The organism is Planktotalea frisia, assembly GCF_001890925.1.
Lineage (GTDB): Bacteria > Pseudomonadota > Alphaproteobacteria > Rhodobacterales > Rhodobacteraceae > Planktotalea > Planktotalea frisia.
Genome location: NZ_MLCB01000064.1, coordinates 35373 through 52269, shown reverse-complemented (window position 1 = coordinate 52269; position 16897 = coordinate 35373). Strand labels below are relative to the sequence as shown.

18 protein-coding genes are annotated in these 16897 nt (G+C 52.3%); 8 read left to right on the top strand and 10 right to left on the bottom strand.

Annotation, left to right across the window (positions count from 1 at the left end; all coding sequences use genetic code 11):
- Positions 1-136 precede the first annotated feature (136 nt).
- Together PFRI_RS03840 and PFRI_RS03835 are read right to left on the bottom strand one after the other, a co-directional pair.
- Entirely contained in the window at positions 137-823 is a 687-nt protein-coding gene (locus PFRI_RS03840) for a hypothetical protein (protein WP_072629421.1), read from the bottom strand.
- Positions 824-885: 62 nt separating this feature from the next.
- Positions 886-3189 (bottom strand): DNA topoisomerase IV subunit A, encoded by a 2304-nt coding sequence (locus PFRI_RS03835; protein WP_072629420.1) that lies wholly within the window; start codon positions 3187-3189, stop codon positions 886-888.
- Positions 3190-3367: 178 nt separating this feature from the next.
- Between PFRI_RS03835 and PFRI_RS03830 the strand changes: the two genes are divergently transcribed.
- From PFRI_RS03830 to PFRI_RS03805, 6 genes are all read left to right on the top strand, one after another.
- Complete coding sequence (locus tag PFRI_RS03830) at positions 3368-3904, top strand: SH3 domain-containing protein (protein WP_072629419.1); 537 nt, start codon at positions 3368-3370, stop codon at positions 3902-3904.
- 58 nt (positions 3905-3962) lie between these two features.
- Positions 3963-4805 carry an SDR family NAD(P)-dependent oxidoreductase gene (locus tag PFRI_RS03825; protein WP_072629418.1) on the top strand — a complete coding sequence of 281 codons (843 nt, stop codon included), beginning with the start codon at positions 3963-3965 and terminating at the stop codon, positions 4803-4805.
- Positions 4806-4864: 59 nt separating this feature from the next.
- A complete protein-coding gene (locus PFRI_RS03820; RefSeq protein WP_072629417.1) occupies positions 4865-5065 on the top strand; it encodes a twin transmembrane helix small protein in 201 nt (66 codons plus the stop codon).
- 3 nt (positions 5066-5068) lie between these two features.
- Complete coding sequence (locus PFRI_RS03815) at positions 5069-5641, top strand: cob(I)yrinic acid a,c-diamide adenosyltransferase (RefSeq protein WP_072629416.1); 573 nt, start codon at positions 5069-5071, stop codon at positions 5639-5641.
- A 170-nt stretch (positions 5642-5811) separates the two neighbouring features.
- Positions 5812-6570: an electron transfer flavoprotein subunit beta/FixA family protein gene (locus PFRI_RS03810; RefSeq protein WP_072629415.1), complete on the top strand. Its 759-nt coding sequence runs from the start codon at positions 5812-5814 to the stop codon at positions 6568-6570.
- On the top strand, positions 6570-7496 hold the full coding sequence (locus PFRI_RS03805; protein WP_072629414.1) for an electron transfer flavoprotein subunit alpha/FixB family protein: 927 nt from the start codon (positions 6570-6572) through the stop codon (positions 7494-7496). The genes PFRI_RS03810 and PFRI_RS03805 overlap by 1 nt, the downstream gene beginning before the upstream one ends.
- 58 nt (positions 7497-7554) lie before the next feature.
- Here PFRI_RS03805 and PFRI_RS03800 read toward each other — a convergent pair whose 3' ends face one another.
- A complete protein-coding gene (locus PFRI_RS03800) occupies positions 7555-8379 on the bottom strand; it encodes a DUF6473 family protein (protein ID WP_072629413.1) in 825 nt (274 codons plus the stop codon).
- 154 nt (positions 8380-8533) lie between these two features.
- On the opposite strand from PFRI_RS03800, the gene PFRI_RS03795 reads away from it, so the two are divergent.
- Positions 8534-9409: a 3-hydroxybutyryl-CoA dehydrogenase gene (locus tag PFRI_RS03795; protein WP_072629412.1), complete on the top strand. Its 876-nt coding sequence runs from the start codon at positions 8534-8536 to the stop codon at positions 9407-9409.
- A gap of 6 nt (positions 9410-9415) precedes the next feature.
- Here the strand turns inward: PFRI_RS03795 and PFRI_RS03790 are convergent, their stop codons facing one another.
- The 7 genes from PFRI_RS03790 to PFRI_RS03760 all read right to left on the bottom strand — a co-directional run bounded on the left by PFRI_RS03790 (position 9416) and on the right by PFRI_RS03760 (position 14851).
- Complete coding sequence (locus PFRI_RS03790) at positions 9416-10270, bottom strand: lysophospholipid acyltransferase family protein (RefSeq protein WP_111445456.1); 855 nt, start codon at positions 10268-10270, stop codon at positions 9416-9418.
- 82 nt (positions 10271-10352) lie between these two features.
- The gene (locus tag PFRI_RS03785) at positions 10353-10631 is read right to left on the bottom strand and encodes an HPr family phosphocarrier protein (RefSeq protein ID WP_072629410.1); all 279 of its coding nucleotides are present in this window, start codon (positions 10629-10631) and stop codon (positions 10353-10355) included.
- Positions 10632-10649: 18 nt separating this feature from the next.
- Positions 10650-11042 carry a PTS sugar transporter subunit IIA gene (locus PFRI_RS03780; protein WP_072629409.1) on the bottom strand — a complete coding sequence of 131 codons (393 nt, stop codon included), beginning with the start codon at positions 11040-11042 and terminating at the stop codon, positions 10650-10652.
- Positions 11043-11079: 37 nt separating this feature from the next.
- Complete coding sequence (rapZ, locus tag PFRI_RS03775; protein WP_072629408.1) at positions 11080-11976, bottom strand: RNase adapter RapZ; 897 nt, start codon at positions 11974-11976, stop codon at positions 11080-11082.
- 15 nt (positions 11977-11991) lie between these two features.
- Positions 11992-12426 carry an HPr kinase/phosphorylase gene (locus PFRI_RS03770; RefSeq protein WP_072629407.1) on the bottom strand — a complete coding sequence of 145 codons (435 nt, stop codon included), beginning with the start codon at positions 12424-12426 and terminating at the stop codon, positions 11992-11994.
- 5 nt (positions 12427-12431) lie between these two features.
- Positions 12432-14150, bottom strand: coding sequence for a sensor histidine kinase (locus tag PFRI_RS03765; RefSeq protein WP_072629406.1), 1719 nt, complete (start codon positions 14148-14150; stop codon positions 12432-12434).
- Entirely contained in the window at positions 14150-14851 is a 702-nt protein-coding gene (locus PFRI_RS03760) for a response regulator transcription factor (protein ID WP_072629405.1), read from the bottom strand. The genes PFRI_RS03765 and PFRI_RS03760 overlap by 1 nt, the downstream gene beginning before the upstream one ends.
- A gap of 373 nt (positions 14852-15224) precedes the next feature.
- On the opposite strand from PFRI_RS03760, the gene PFRI_RS03755 reads away from it, so the two are divergent.
- Positions 15225-16823, top strand: a complete 1599-nt coding sequence (locus tag PFRI_RS03755; RefSeq protein ID WP_072629404.1) for a phosphoenolpyruvate carboxykinase — start codon at positions 15225-15227, stop codon at positions 16821-16823.
- Positions 16824-16897 lie beyond the last annotated feature (74 nt).

Here is a 16897-nt window from a genome sequence, read left to right as displayed (position 1 = left end):
GTGCCGATGTTGACGTGCGGTTTATTGCGTTCAAACTTTTCCTTGCCCATGGTGGAGCCTCACAGATTAGGGGGTTCAAAGCGAACCCGTATTACTCTGCCGCGCACATATTGGCTTCGTGAAAAGAAATCAAGCGTCAGTTCGTCGCCACTTCGTCCACTGCGGTTTCGAGGGTCTCTTCGACGACTGCCTTTGTCTCTTCCACTGTTTCTTCTACGTCCGCGACACTTTCTTCGCTCGTCTCTTCTGGCGTTTCCTCAGCGATTGCAGGCGTTGTATCACCACGTTGTTTAAACCACTTTTCCTGACGATGTTGACGCGTGATCCAACGCTGAATCAGCTTTGCAGCGTTCTCAGACAGTGCCAGCATTTGCTCGTCCGCCGTTTTCGTAAGACCAGAGCCAATCACAGAATCGCCATCGAGATTTTCCAACACAGTAATCTGCTCTGGCTCTTCGTTAAGTTTTACGCCCGCCGCATCGTCCCAAACTGTCAGCTTTAAGATCAACGCAGATTTTGGAGACAGAAGTATAGGGATACCCGGTTGAGCAAGAACGTATCCTTCTAGTGAAACACCAAAATGATAGAGCTGTTCGCCCTCATACCGCGAAAAGCGGTCGCCAATTGCTTTGGTAACTGACGCGATCCAATCCTCATCAGAAGCTTCTCGTGATGCAGGACCCATAACCAGATTGGGTGCAACAACGACGTTATGACCAAGTGCAAATTCACCAATCGGCGCTGGCTTGCCAGAGATATCGTCGATGTTCTCGCAAGCGGCTAGAAACGCAGCAGCGAGCAGAATGATAAAGAATCGAAACATGAAGAACCCCTTTGGCAGCCGCGCAGTGCTAGCGCAGCGCGCACGCAAGTTCAATCAATCCGCTAATTAAAGCGATTGTCGCGCGGGAAACCGCGTGGTGCCATGCGGCCAGAGCCAGCACGCTTGCCCAGCCATTCGGCCAATTCCAGCTCTGTGCGCGTACGACCTGCAGGATCGAGCCACGACAAACCCTCTGCCATTGTGAAAGTCGTCACATCCGACATGCCGCCATCTTTGTACTTTTGCAAACGCACGCCCTTGCCCCGACCCATTTCAGGCAGCTCATCCAGCAGGAATACAAGAACTTTTCGATTCTCACCCACGACAGCCACACTATCGCCACCAACCGGTTTACAGACCCGCGCACGCGTGTCGCCGCGTACGTTCAGCACCTGTTTGCCAGAGCGCGTTTGCGCAACGACATCATCCTCAGGCACCACAAAGCCGTCCCCCGCAGAGGAGGCAACAAGCAGCTTGCGGCCCGCTTTGTGGATAAAGAGATCGACAATCTCGGCCTCATTGGGCAGATCAACAATCAAGCGAAGCGGTTCGCCCATGCCGCGCCCACCAGGAAGGTTGGCCGCGGAAACGGTGTAGAAACGTCCATTTGAGCCGAATGCGAGCAAGCGATCTGTGGTTTCCGCATGAAACACAAAACGCGGACCATCGCCGTCTTTGAACTTCAATTCGCGCGTCAAATCAATGTGACCCGTCATCGCGCGGATCCAGCCCATTTCAGAGCAAACAACTGTGATCGGCTCACGATCTATCATTGCCTCTAACGGAACCTCTTCGACTTCGCCGGCTTCGGCGAAGACAGAGCGGCGCGCGCCAGCGGGATGATCTTTACCAAACTGCTTTTTGGTTTCGCGGATTTGCTCTGCAATGCGGTTCCACTGCAGATCACCGCTGTTCAGCAAGTCGTCGAGACCTGCGCGCTCTTCCATCAGCGCATCGCGCTCGCGCTTCAGCTCCATCTCTTCAAGGCGACGCAAAGAGCGCAGGCGCATGTTGAGAATGGCTTCCGCTTGAACTTCCGTCAGCTCACCTTCGCCTTCAGGCGGGCCAACGTAGTCTTTCTCGCTCATCGCGCGCACAAATGTACGGCCCCAATCTTCACGCATTAGCGCAGCTTTGGGATCGTCATCATAGCGGATGATATCAATCACGCGGTCCAGATTGAGGAAGGCAATAATCAAGCCCTCTAAGACCTCAAGACGGTGGTCAATCTTTTCCATGCGGTAGGTGGAACGGCGGATCAACACATCGCGGCGATGATCAAGGAAGGCACGCAGCACTTCCTTCATTGAGCAAACTTTTGGCGTTAAACCGTCGATCAGCACGTTCATGTTAAGAGAGAAACGCACTTCAAGATCGGAACTGCGATAAAGCATGTTCATCAAAATCTCGGGCTCAACATTCTTGGAGCGTGGTTCAAGCACAATGCGCACATCTTCCGCACTCTCGTCGCGGATATCGCCAAGGATCGGGATTTTCTTGTTCTGGATCAGCTCCGCGATCTTTTCGATCAGCTTGGATTTCTGAACCTGATAGGGAATTTCGGTGACAACAACCTGCCATTGTCCACGCCCAAGGTCTTCAACCTCATACTTACAGCGAAGACGGAACGAGCCGCGACCTGTGCGATAGGCTTCGACGATATTTTCCCTAGGCTCAACAATTGTACCGCCCGTCGGAAAGTCTGGACCCGGAACAAAGTTCATCAACGTCTCATCGCGCGCATCGGGCGTTTTGATCAAATGCAGGCACGCGTCACACAGCTCGGCAATGTTATGCGGCGGGATGTTCGTCGCCATACCCACAGCGATACCGCTAGAGCCATTTGCCAATAGGTTCGGGAAGCTCGCAGGCATGACCACAGGCTCTGTAAGCGTGCCATCATAATTTTCGCGAAAATCAACAGCATTTTCAGCGAGACCTTCGATCAACGCTTCGGCGGCAGACGTCATGCGCGCTTCAGTGTAGCGCGCAGCCGCAGGGTTATCGCCGTCGATGTTGCCGAAGTTACCCTGCCCGTCCACAAGCGGATATCGAACGTTGAAGTCCTGCGCGAGACGCGCCATCGCATCGTAGATGGCAGCATCACCATGCGGGTGATAATTGCCCATCACGTCGCCAGAAATCTTCGCGGACTTACGAAACCCACCAGTTGAAGAGAGTTTGAGCTCGCGCATCGCAAAAAGAATGCGGCGATGAACAGGTTTCAAACCGTCGCGCGCATCGGGCAAAGCACGGTGCATAATCGTTGAGAGCGCGTAGGTCAGATAGCGGTCACCAAGAGCGCGGCGCAAAGGCTCACTCAGGTCTGGGACCAACGGATCAATGTTTTTGGTATCGTCGCTCATAGAAGTGCTTCTAGCCGTCCCGATTCACAGCGGCAAGATGCGAAGCGCTTCAAGAATGTGGATTTGTATTCGTGCAACGGGGAAACAATTTATTTTTTAACCCCTCACACGGGTTTGGAATCAGGTATAAGGATACCCAACAGGCGTGTGAAGCGCCGGGTATGTTTCCGGGGGGATCATGGGTAAGATCATTGTCATCACATTCGCATTTATGGCGTTTGCGTTTTATGAGTTAAGTGGCGGCTGCGAATTCGTTGCTATTGCAGATGAAAAGCGCGCAGCGCTCGCGATTGAACAGGCCGAAGAACAACGGCTGATTGCACAGACCAAAGCCGAGCGTCTCAAGACGCAGCCAGAAGCACAAGTCGTGCTTGCCAGTGCAACAGTTTCAACTTCGGGTACAGTTGTTCAAGAGAACGCTGCCACAACCCCTTTAGTTGAAGAAGAAAAAATCGAAGCTGTGACCGAGGTCGCCGCAGTCTTGGAGACCGTGGTCGAAGAAGAACCCGCCGCAGATATGCGCAAGGTCACAGCCGCACGCGTGAACATGCGTCAGGGTCCGGGCCAGAACTTTAGCGTCGTCGCAAAGCTGAACAACGGCGATGAAGTCGAAATTTTACAAGATCCCGGCGATGGTTGGGTCAAGTTGAAAGTCATGGATAGTGGCCGTATCGGCTGGATGGCTGATTTCTTGCTCACGGCATCAAACATCTAATTTGCGAACCTCGTTTCGCGTGATAAGCCCGCCCTGATCTTCAGCGGCGGGTTTTTTCATGCAAAAGACAAACACACAGAAAACCATCCTCATCACAGGGTGTTCCAGCGGTATCGGCTATGACGCTGCGCATGGCATGCGCAAAGCCGGATGGCGCGTTTTCGCGTCTTGCCGCAAGCAAGAGGATTGCGCGCGTTTGCAAAGCGAAGGGTTCGAATGCCCGTTGATCGATTACTCCGACGCCGAAACAATCACTTCCGGCCTTGCAAGCGTTCTTGAAGCGACGGGCGGCACACTTGATGCGGTTTTTAACAATGGGGCCTACGCCCTGCCCGGTGCGGTGGAGGATTTGCCGCGTGATGGCCTTCGCGAGATTTTCGAATGCAATCTGTTTGGTGTTCATGATCTAACACGCGCGGTAATCCCAGTGATGCGGGCGCAGGGGCATGGGCGGATAATCAATTGTTCGTCTGTATTAGGCATCGTCACCATGAAGTGGCGCGGAGCTTATTCTGCGACGAAATTCGCAATGGAAGGTCTTAGCGATACTTTGCGCATAGAAATGCGCGATACGGACATTGAGATCATTTTGATCGAACCTGGCCCAGTGACGTCCGACATTCGCGTCAATTCCATCCCGCATTTTGAACGTTGGATCGACTGGAAGAACTCCGCACGCCGCGACCAGTATGAAAGCGCGCTCATCGACCGCCTCTATACCAGTTCCGGCCCTGATCCGTTTGAACTGCCCGCAAGTGCGGTCACGCAAAAACTGCTCCATGCTTGCATCGCCGCGCGTCCTAAGCCACGCTATTATGTGACCAAAGCGACCTATATCATGGGTACCCTCAGACGTCTGTTCAGCACACGTATGCTCGATTGGTTCGTTTCAAAAGCATAAAGCACTCGCTTTTTGCGGCTACACCCCTAGATAGACATCAAAGCCAGTGAGGACTGAATATGGCAAGTGATCCGCTCTTTATTATCATGATCATCGCAATGCTCGCGGTTGTCGGCATTCTTATGGTCGGCATCGGTGGATTTGCGAAAGGCGGCGAATTTAATCGCAAGCACGCCAACCGCATCATGCGGTACCGCATCTACGCGCAATTCGTGGCGGTTATTCTGATCCTCGCAGTCGTATACTTTACAAGGGGTTAAACCATGGTCGTTCTCAATAAAATCTACACAAAGACTGGCGATGCTGGTGAAACAGCGCTTGGCAATGGCGCGCGCGTCGCCAAGCATTCCATGCGCGTAAACGCCTATGGTACAGTGGATGAAACCAACGCCACCGTGGGCCTTGCGCGTCAGCACGCGAGCGGTGATATGGATGCAATGCTGGGTATGATCCAGAACGATCTATTCGATCTTGGTGCTGATCTGTGTCGCCCTGACATGGAGAAAGACAAAGACGCCGAATATGCGCCACTGCGGATGACAGACACACAGGTTGCCCGACTAGAAAGCGAGATCGACGTGATGAACGCCGATCTTGAGCCGCTGCGTAGCTTTATTTTGCCAGGTGGCTCTGCGCTGGCGGCACAAATGCATCTGTGCCGTACGGTCTCGCGCCGTGCAGAACGGTTGTCGGTCGAACTTGCCACGACGGAATCGGTCAACCCTGCGGCAGTGAAATATTTGAACCGGCTCTCTGATTGGTTCTTTGTCGCAGGTCGTGTTGTCAACAATGGCGGCAAAGACGACGTTCTTTGGGTTCCCGGGGCAAACCGTTAACCCGTTTTCGTCCTTACTGATTGACTTCATGAAAAAATCAGCCATTTTTTCACAAACGCGACGTCATGCCTTAAGAGCGCGTCGGTTTTGGTCTGTTGATTCTTCGCACACCTGCGTATTCAGGCCGTGTAATTTTGCGCCTCGGCGCATCCAAAAGGGAGCTTCCGCCAATGAAGGTCATCGTACCTGTCAAACGCGTGATTGATTATAACGTGAAAGTTCGCGTCAAAGCGGATGGAAGCGGTGTTGATCTCGCCAACGTGAAAATGTCCATGAACCCGTTCGACGAGATTGCTGTCGAACAGGCGATCCGCCTCAAAGAGGCTGGCAAAGCGGACGAAGTGATCGCAGTTTCTGTCGGCGTGAAGCAGGCGCAGGAAACTTTGCGCACTGCTTTGGCGATGGGCGCAGATCGCGCTATCCTCGTGATTGCATCAGATGACGTTCACACAGATATCGAGCCGCTTACAGTTGCGAAAATCCTCAAGGGGATTATCGACGAAGAGCAGCCGGGCCTCGTACTTTGCGGCAAGCAAGCGATCGACAATGACATGAACGCAACGGGCCAGATGCTCTCTGCTCTTATGGGTTGGTCACAAGCGACATTCGCCTCCGAGCTCGACATCGACGGCGACAGCGCAACAGTGACGCGCGAAGTTGACGGCGGCTTGCAGACAATCAAAGTAAACATGCCGACGGTTGTCACAGTTGATTTGCGTTTGAACGAGCCACGTTATGCATCCCTGCCAAACATCATGAAGGCTAAGAAAAAGCCTTTGGATGAAAAGACGGCAGCGGATTACGGCGTCGATGCATCGCCACGCTTGGAAATCGTAAACACGGTTGAGCCAGCGGCACGTGCAGCAGGCATTAAGGTCGGTTCTGTTGATGAACTGATCGAGAAACTCAAAGAAGCGGGAGCTGTATAATGGCTGTTCTCTTACTTGCAGAAGTGACCGACGGCGAATTGGCGCTGGACGCGACGGCGAAAGCGGTAACAGCGGCAGGGGCGTTGGGCGATGTAACTGTGCTTGCCACAGGCGCAACCTGCGCTGATGCAGCAGCAGAAGCGGCAAAGATTGACGGCGTTGCAAAAGTGCTCTGCGCCGAAGATCCAATCTACGGCAAGCGTTTGGCAGAGCCGGTCGCAGACTTGATCGTATCGCTTGCGGGCGATTATGAGCACATCGTGGCACCCGCGACGACAGATGCCAAAAACATCATGCCCCGCGTTGCGGCCTTGCTTGATGTGATGGTGATGTCTGATGTGACGGCTGTTGTTGACGGCTCCACGTTTGAGCGTCCAATCTACGCGGGCAACGCCATGCAAACGGTTAAATCATCTGACGCCAAGAAGGTTATTACCTTCCGTGGCGCGACGTTTGATGCGGCCGGCATGGGCGGTTCTGCGTCTGTCGAAAACATCGGTGCGGCGGCTGATCCAGCGCTTAGCTCTTGGGTCGAAGACAAGGTCGCAACATCTGATCGTCCAGAACTCACATCTGCGGGTGTGGTTGTCTCTGGTGGTCGCGGTGTTGGCTCTGAGGATGATTTCAAAATCATCGAAGCGCTAGCTGACAAGCTGAACGCAGCCGTTGGCGCATCACGCGCGGCGGTTGATAGCGGTTACGCACCAAACGACTGGCAGGTTGGTCAAACTGGCAAAGTCGTGGCCCCTGATCTTTATGTGGCTGTTGGTATATCCGGTGCGATCCAGCACTTGGCAGGTATGAAAGACTCAAAGATCATCGTTGCGATCAACAAAGACGAAGAAGCGCCAATCTTCCAAGTCGCTGACTTTGGTCTTGTTGCTGATCTCTTCGATGCAGTTCCAGATCTGACGTCTAAGCTCTGAGCTTTTGATCTCTGAAAATAGCGAAGGCCCGCGAATCCCACGCGGGCCTTTTGCGTTTCTACCGCATCATTTGTTCACTGATCTCTTGCAACGCTTGCGCCGCTTGCGCATGTGCGATGGGCCCCATGACTTGCTGAATTGCCTCCGGGCTCATCAAAGTGCCGCGCAATGCATTGGCATCCCTCTCTACCGCCTGAGGACCCGGCACACATTCTACATAAGCTGACGCTTTACCGCGCAACTGCGCAATCATTTTTGCGTCAATCAACATAGGATCTTTCGGATTGCGTACAGCGTTCTTTGGTGGGCGAACCGAGCCGAACCAAAGCAAAATCGTCTTTTCGCCAAGTTGTTCAAGCAGCTCTGCCATGCTTGTCAGCCACTTCTTTTGCAGCTCATCACACAACATTCGATAGCGCTTTTTTGAACATCCATGCAGCGCTGTGAGCATCGCCTTGGTGAAATGAAACTCCGCAAAATCGATCTCTGGGAACATCCGTTTCAACGGCTCACGCGGGGCAACAAAGCGATCATTGCGACGCGGGTGGACTTTGAAATAATGATTCGTCTGATTAAGAGCGCCTATCACTTGGACAATGCGCAAATCTGCTTTTTTCGCTGTTTCCATAACGAATTTATCGCCAAGAATTGCATCAACACCCCCGTTGATCATCCCCAAATTCATCGGTTTTGCAGGCAAAAACTCTGCCAACAGCTTGGGAAATGGGTCTTCAACGAATTTCCCAAATGTTTCCGTCGCACCCAAAAACGCAATGTAGCGCTGTCCAATATCCGTTTTCGGTCCACGAAATGTAATGCGCGATCCATCATAGTTGCATAGCTCATAGTCTATACGATTGAGGCCTTTGCTATCATAGCTCATGCCAATCACCCCTTTATTCACCCAAAGTTAAAATCGCTCAAATCCCTAAACAAATTACTAAACAGTAAACTTAAGACAAACTGGAACGAGTGACCCTTGCGGACGTCTTAACCAAAAGCCTACTATCACCCTATAATTCGCGCAGGAGTGGCACATGGATATCAAACACATAGGAGTCGTTGGCGCAGGCCAGATGGGCAACGGGATCGCACATGTGATGGCCCTCGCAGGCTACGACGTTTTACTCAATGATATCAATGGTGAAGCCCTCGAAGCAGCAATTGCGCGCATCGACAAAAACATAGAACGCCAGGTTTCAAAAGGCGCCGTTAGCGTCCTCGAAAAAGCCGAAGCAATGGCGCGCATCAGCACAACAGTCACGTTAACCGACCTAGGCCCGTGCGATTTAATCATCGAAGCGGCGACAGAGCGCGAAGAAATAAAGCATCAAATTTTCGCAACTCTTTTGCCCCATCTGGCTGAGCATACGATTCTGACGTCGAATACATCTTCGATCTCCATCACACGACTCGCAGCCAAGACCGACCGCCCTGAGCGCTTTATGGGTTTCCACTTCATGAACCCCGTCCCTTTGATGCAGCTCGTTGAGCTTATTCGCGGGATTGCGACGGACCAGCCGACCTATGATGCCTGTCTCGCGGTGGTTGAACGCCTGAACAAAACTGCGGCCTCAGCTGAAGATTTCCCAGCTTTCATCGTTAATCGCATCTTGATGCCGATGATCAACGAAGCGGTCTACACGCTTTATGAAGGCGTGGGCTCCGTTCATTCCATCGACCAATCCTTAAAACTTGGTGCAAATCACCCGATGGGTCCGCTCGAATTGGCCGATTTTATTGGGCTCGATACCTGCCTCGCGATCATGAACGTTTTGCATGACGGCTTGGCTGACACCAAATACCGCCCATGCCCTTTGCTCACCAAATACGTAGAAGCAGGCTGGCTAGGGCGCAAAACGAAGCGCGGGTTTTATGATTATCGCGGTGATGTGCCTGTTCCAACACGTTAATCGCGGCTACTTCTTACCAAGGCTCATCGTTTGCTCACGCAGCCACGCCATGAAGCCACGTGGATTGCCGGACCATTTTTTGATCTCGTCAGCATCAAAGGGCGCGCCAACAACAGGCTTTTGCGGCTTACCGCAAGCGTGCATCACCTCATGAATGAGCAAACCTTGACGCAAGGTCGCAGAAAGGCGGTTGGCAATCTGGTAGGTCCGACTGTTTTGACCAGGGAAGTGGACTGGCACCACAGTCGCACCTGAACGGTGTATCATCTTCGCAGTAAACGGGTTCCACTGCTTTTCAATCGCGGGACCAAACCAAGTTTGCGAACATGCAACAACACCAGATGGAAACAGCACCAGCACACCATCATTGGCAAGATGATCCATCGCAAGGCGACGCATCTCAAGGCTTTGCTCGCGCGCGTCTTCTTCGTGCGGAAATGGCACTGGGATCATAAATTCTTCGATCTCGCTCACACCCGTCAAAAGCGAGCGTGTGAGAATGCGATAATCCGTACGTACGCGACCAATCAGTTCGGCCAAAATCATGCCATCCACCAGACCATGCGGGTGGTTCGCCACAATAATCACAGGGCCAGTCTTGGGAATATGCGCAATTTGTTCATCTGGTGTGAGCAGCTCAATCCCCATATGATAGAGCGCCTGAGACCAGAACACTTGACCCTCTGCAGCACCATCTCGCTCAAAACGGCGGACCAAACGAATGAGAGGGATTTTTCCGGTCAACCACTCCATCACGCGGATCGTGTTAGCTTTACATGGGTTTGTGAACGTATTTGCGTAGGACAGCTTGCGCTTGTCATAGGTCGCAGGTTCGCTCGCTCCGGCGTCGGGCGTCGTCATTACTGCGGGTCTCTGCGCTCTCTCAACCATAGCTTTGGCCAGTTCCTTGTCATTTCAATCCCAGCAGAACTCTCCGTTTCTACTACACGTCTTCGCCGAATCTGTCCGACACCAACGCTTCCAATGCATCAGCCAATGCGATCGCGTCAGGTCCACGCGTCTCTACGTTGATACTTGTTCCTTTGGAAGCTGCCAACATCAAAAGCCCCATAATACTGTCACCCGTTGCGTTCATCCCCTCGCGACTGACATCTGCGCTTGCTTCAAACCCTTCCGTCACTTCAACAAATTTGGCCGACGCACGCGCGTGCAAGCCCTTTTCATTGATGATATTTAGAGTGCGTTGAACGGTCTCAGACATGAAAATAATACCTTTAATTCAAACGTTTGAATAGTTTTGACTATCAATATATTTGCGCCCCGCATCTAGAGACAAACGCACAGCTTCAGCAAGCGGCAGGTCTCTGGACTTAGCGAGTTTCACCAACATCGGCAGATTTGCGCCATAAAGAATACGTCGCCCACTCACACGGCAAGCCCGCAAAGACAAGTTCGAGGGCGAGCCACCAAAAAGATCAGTGACCATGACAACACCTGCGCCAGCATCCACCGATTCCGCCGCCGCACAGATTTCGGCCTCTTTCACAGTGCGATCGTGATCTGGCAAAATAGCAATCGCTTCGATGCCGCTTTGCGCGCCCACCACATGCTCAATCGCTGCGCGATACTCCCGCGCAAGCCCACCATGAGCAACGATCACAATTCCAATCACTGAAGCACCTTGCCGATCTTTCCTAGTTGCAAGTGAGTCATAGAGCACTGCCAAATTCGCGCTGCAATTCCCTATGCCTACATGACACTTGCCACCCCGTTTGTGCAAGCATCTGCGACGTTGCTTCCGTTAAGGTAACTGAGCGATGCCGCCCGCCGGTGCATCCGAATGCAATCGTGAAATGCGACTTACCTTCTTCTTGGTAAGCAGGCAGCAGCGTGTCACAGAGATCTTTGATGTGCTGAAAAAAGGCGGGGTAGCGCAGGTCTTGGGACACATATTCGGCAACAGCCGGATCAAGACCGGTCATTAGGCGCAGCTCTGGCTCCCAATGCGGATTACGCAAAAAACGGCAATCCAGCACCATATCGGCAGAGCGCGGCAGACCCCGTTTATAAGAAAAGGAATGCAGCGAAACCGAGAGTTTTTGCTCAATTTCGAGCGAGAAAAGCCGTGATACTTCAGCGCGCATGTCGTGTGGACTAAGTTCAGTGCTATCAATCAATATGCTCGCACGCTGACGTATGCTTTCCAACATCTGCTTTTCGCGCGCTATGCCACGCAAGGGATCATCCGCGCCAGCCATAGGATGCCGGCGACGTGTTTCAGAGAAGCGGCGCAGCAAAACGTTGTCCGAGCAGTCAATGAAAAGCACATCAAAATCATATGCTCTGCGCGCGCTCAATTCTTCAATCGCGTCCATTAACGCAGCAGTTGAAAACTCTCGATTGCGCGTATCTAACCCCAATGCGAGAGGTTTTTCATGAGCAGGCCCCTGCATCAAACGCGGCAAAAGCGACAACGGTAGGTTATCGATTGCCTCATAACCAAGGTCTTCCAGCGCATTGATCGCAGTAGAGCGACCCGCGCCAGAGGGCCCGGTCACAAGAATGAGCCGTTGTTTTACAGGGCTAATCGATAGGTCTGCGCTCATTAAATGGGATCTCACTCAAACTCGAAGCAGCTTTGAACCTTTAAGGTATTGCAAAAGGGCGAAAGGCAAAACACCAATGTCGGCTTTGTGAAAAAAAGGGAGCGTGACACCGCAAAGCGTAGTTGTTTTATGTTCCGGCAGGCGCTTTTGTTCTGTCTGGTCTAGGTCCACGACACAAACAATCACAGCGTTTACGATAAATGGTGTCTGCAAAATTCCAAATCCACGCGCTTCGATTTGGCCTTGGATCGCTAAGGGGCAACGTGCGACGAGTTGATCCCCTTGCTTGTGCAATTCAGTGCGATCGTCGGCGACAAGATCGCAACCAAGCGCCATCAAATGTAACGCCAGACTAGTTTTACCTGACCCCGGTTTGCCAATAATCATGACGCCGCTACCAGCCCATGCAACTACTGTTGCATGGTGCTGAATTTTTGCGTCATCAAGCATTAGGTTTAGATAGGAAGGCCAACAACGAAACGCGCACCAAGTGGCTCAGACGTTACGTCAGCGGCTGTCGGGCGGATATTTTCAGCCCAAATGACACCGCCATGCGCTTCAACGATTTGCTTAGAAATCGCGAGGCCAAGGCCGGAATTATTGCCAAATTGTCCCTCTGGACGCTCAGAATAAAACCGCTTGAACACTTTGCTCAAAGCCTGCTCTGGAATGCCCGGCCCTGTGTCTTCGACAACGACGAGCACACGGTTTTCCCGCTGGCGCGCCCAAACGCGGATTGCATCACCTTCTTCACAGAAACTCGTCGCGTTCGTGATCAGATTGACAAAGACCTGCGCAAGACGTCCTTCCAGACCAGAAATCATGATCGGCTCAGAAGGCAAATCAGCGATAAATTCGATGCCGTCGTCACTGGCTTGCTGACCCAAATACTCTGTCAAATTGCCAACCATATGGAGCAAATCAAAGCGTTCTTCTTCTTCTTTCACCAACTCACTATCAAGACGCGACGCATTGGATATGTCGCTCACGAGGCGGTCCAAACGACGCACGTCATGTTCAATCACTTGCAACAGTTTTTCGCGTTGATCTTCGCGCTTGGCAACACGCATCGTTCCGACAGCGGACCGTAAAGACGCCAAAGGGTTTTTGATTTCGTGCGCAACATCTGCTGCAAACTGTTCGTTGCTATCGATGCGATCATAAAGCGCTGCAACCATGCCCCTGAGCGCACCAGAAAGACGGCCAATTTCGTCGGGACGTGCCGTCAAATCGGGAATACGGATCCGGGATGGGCTCACTTTGCCACTATGATTGCGGCGCCCAACTTCAGCAGCCATCGCGAGGTCAGAGAGCGGGTTAGAAATTGTCGACGCAAGGACCAAGCTCAATCCGATAGAGACAAGAGTAGCGATAAGGAACATTTGCAGGACGCGCTCGCGCTCGCTTTTCACCAACATGTCAATTTCGCCTGACGCACTTGCAAGCGCCACCACACCAACGCTTTGACCCGCAGTCATAATCGGGGTCGTTACAATGAAAATTGCGCCGCCTTCGGGGTTCAACCCTTTACCAACGACTGTTTCACCGCTGGCAGATTTGCCCACAAGATCACGTAACTGTTCTTCTAGCGGGGGAATTTGAACAGGTGTGTCACTTATGAATGGCGATGTAGTAAGAGACCAAAACTTTGACAACGCATCGACGATGAGCGTTTTACTCTGACTTTCACCCAGTTCCGTACCTAGGTTCGCAGTGCTGCCAGTTGCATTCGCAACGAGCCCGCCTTCAGAGCCAAAAACAAAAACTTGGACAGAATTTCGTAAATCGAGCGCTGCCAAGGTCGCTGAAATCTGCTCGTCTGCAGCAGCCAAGGTTTGGCCATCGCTCATTTCTATTTGTGCTTCGAAAACATCTGCGACCAGCTCTACTTCGCCAACCAATGAGGCTGCGCGCTGTGAAGCAAGACTGTCACGCGATGAGTTCAGGTAGAGGATACCTGCCACCAAGATATTCAAAGCTATCAGGTTAAAGGTAATGATTTTCCGCGTCAGCGCACTCCGCTTGAGCGAAAAAAACCCACGGCGATTACGCTGGTCACGCACCTCTTTGTCAACGGTGCTGTCCGGAGAGACCCAATCGTCGCCCAGAACTACATCGACTTCTTGACGTGCGCGTGGCGCGCGCGCCGACGTTATGCGTTCTGCGAGGGCCATTACTCTTCGTTGTACCTGTAACCGATGCCGTAGAGCGTTTCGATTGCCGAAAACTCTGTGTCTACGGTACGCATCTTTTTGCGCAGACGCTTGATGTGGCTATCGATGGTGCGGTCATCCACGTAAACTTGATCGTCATAAGCGACATCCATCAACTGATCGCGGCTTTTCACAAAACCAGGGCGTTGAGCAAGCGCTTGGAGCAACAAGAATTCTGTCACGGTCAACGTAACATCCTTGCCCTTCCACTTCACTACATGGCGCAATGGATCCATCGTCAGATCACCGCGCTCAATGACTTTGTTTTCGTCAGTTTCCGCAACAACGACACCTGCTTCTGCATCTTGGCGACGCAACAAGGCACGAATACGCTCGACCAGCAAACGTTGAGAGAAAGGCTTTTTGACGTAGTCATCTGCACCCATACGCAGACCCAAGACTTCGTCAATCTCATCATCTTTGGAGGTCAGAAAGATAACCGGCATTGACGTTTTCTGGCGCAAGCGTTGAAGCAAGTCCATTCCATCCATGCGCGGCATTTTGATATCAAGAACGGCCATATCAGGCAGCTTGCGATTGAACGCATCTAGCGCTGATTGACCGTCGTTATAGGTTTCAACCTCAAAGCCTTCGGCCTCGAGAGTCATAAAGACCGACGTCAGGATATTCCTGTCGTCGTCCACCAATGCGATTTTGGACATGCCTGCTTCCTTATACTGCTCAATTGCCAGTTTATTTTTTTCACTATGACTCGCGTGTTTCTCGTTTCAGATCAATCCCCAACTGCGAATCAGCTACAGATGCGTGACTTATTTGGCACCTAAAACCCTTATTTTCTGCTGAACAACATAGATTTTGTATCTTCAATTTTAAGCAACCCCACCAGATGTAGACATGATTGCGCTAAACTCATGTTGGTTGCGCTAACTGTGCCAAAGCGTCCTGTTCACGCGTGAAATCATCATGTTAAGAGGAAATACCACGACATGTTTCGATCGTGATCAGCCGTCCACCGCGCAAGTGGCAGGCTGCAAACTAAAATAGGCCGCAAACGCATGGCCACAGGAGTTTAATATGACAACTGGACGGGTGAACCCTTCTTTCAAGCTCGAAGATCAAGGCATCACGGAGCTTGGGTCAGTCTATTATAATCTGATGGAGCCTGCGTTAATCCAAGCCGCCCTTGAAAAGGGCGAAGGTGAGCTCGGCAATGGCGGTGCGTTTCTTGTAACCACAGGCAAGTTCACAGGCCGCTCTCCAAAAGACAAACACGTGGTTAAAACACCCGATGTTGTCGACACGATCTGGTGGGAAAACAACGCAGAGATGAGCCCTGAAGGTTTCGAAGCGCTGCACGCGGATATGCTAAAGCACATGAAGGGTCGCGACTATTTCGTACAAGACCTTGTTGGCGGCGCCGATCCAAAGCACGCGATTGATGTGCGTGTTGTGACCGAACTTGCTTGGCACGGTTTGTTCATCCGCACGATGCTGCGCCGTCCTGAGCGCGACGCGCTTGATGATTTCACCGCTGATTTCACCGTCATCAACTGCCCAAGCTTCCTCGCAGATCCCAAGCGTCATAATTGTCGCTCTGAGACGGTGATCGCGATGAACTTCGAGAAGAAACTCATCCTGATCGGCGGCACGGAATACGCGGGCGAGAACAAAAAATCTGTCTTCTCGTTGCTAAACTACTTGCTGCCGGACAAAGGCATCATGCCGATGCATTGCTCTGCGAACCACGCCAATGGCAACCCGGTTGATACGGCAGTTTTCTTTGGCCTATCCGGGACAGGCAAAACGACGCTTTCCGCTGATCCTGCGCGCACGCTGATCGGCGATGACGAGCATGGCTGGTCTGATCGTGGCACGTTCAACTTTGAGGGCGGTTGCTACGCCAAAACTATCAACCTTAGCCCAGAGGCCGAACCGGAAATCTACGAAACCACAACGAAGTTCGGCACAGTGATCGAGAACATGGTCTATGACCCAGAAACCAAAGAGCTGGATTTCGAGGACGATAGCCTGACTGCGAACATGCGCTGCGCGTATCCGCTGCACTACATCTCTAACGCGTCCAAGACAGCGCTTGGCGGCCACCCCAAGAACATCATCATGCTGACCTGCGATGCATTCGGTGTTTTGCCCCCCATTTCGCGTCTCACACCTGCGCAGGCGATGTATCACTTCTTGTCTGGTTTCACCTCCAAAGTTGCAGGCACAGAGCGCGGCGTGACCGAGCCTGAGCCGACGTTCTCCACTTGCTTTGGTGCGCCCTTCATGCCGCGTCGCCCAGAAGTCTATGGCAACCTGCTCAAAGAAAAGATCGCAGAGCACGGTGCAACGTGCTGGCTTGTGAACACAGGCTGGACAGGCGGCGCATATGGCACAGGATCGCGCATGCCGATCCGTGCGACACGTGCTTTGTTAACAGCTGCACTTGATGGCTCTTTGGCTGATGCGACCTTCCGCAAGGATGCAAACTTTGGGTTTGACGTACCAGTCGCAGCCCCCGGTGTCGCAGAGGTTCTTTTGGATCCGCGCCGCACATGGGACAATCCAGAAGCCTATGATCGCCAAGCCACAAAGCTTGTGAACATGTTTGCGGAAAACTTCCAGCAATACCTTCCCTACATTGATGCGGACGTGAAAGCGGCAGCGATCAGCTAAACCCCTTTCAAATGATCAAAAGCAACGCCTCTGATAACCTCAGGGGCGTTTCTTTTTGTCCAATGCGCATTAAG